Raw genomic sequence first — 407 nt, 5'->3', positions numbered from 1 at the left:
GACATTGCCGATCATGTCGTGCAGGCCGTAGCCGTTCGCGGGGAACGCCTCAACCGGCGATGTCCGGGGATAGCCATCGGCCTCCAGGTTCTCGTGGGGAAACGCGCCCTGCCAGGTGTTCGCCATGTGGCGGCCGCCGGGCGTGAACGCGTCGCCCCAGGCGAACTCCGCGCCATCCAGGCCGCCGCGGGCCGCGAACTCCCATTCGGCCTCGGTGGGGAGGTCCTTGCCGGCCCAGGCTGCATAGACGACGACATCCTGGTAGGCCACATGCACCACCGGGTGGTCGTCGAGCCCATCGATGTCGCTGTCGGGTCCATAAGGGTGGCGCCAATCCGCGCCGCTGCGGAAGTCCCACCACTGCGAACAGTTGCGCAGGTCGACCGGACGCGCCGGCGGCGTGAAGG

1 protein-coding gene is annotated in these 407 nt (G+C 69.3%); it reads right to left on the bottom strand.

The genetic code is table 11. The features are described from left to right. Window positions 1–407, bottom strand: a 407-nt coding sequence (locus FFK22_RS42325; RefSeq protein ID WP_143957057.1) for an SUMF1/EgtB/PvdO family nonheme iron enzyme, incomplete at both ends; no start/stop codon positions are given.

The sequence above is a fragment of the Mycobacterium sp. KBS0706 genome, from assembly GCF_005938675.2.
GTDB lineage: Bacteria > Pseudomonadota > Alphaproteobacteria > DSM-16000 > Inquilinaceae > Inquilinus.
This window is presented reverse-complemented; position numbering and strand designations above follow the sequence as displayed.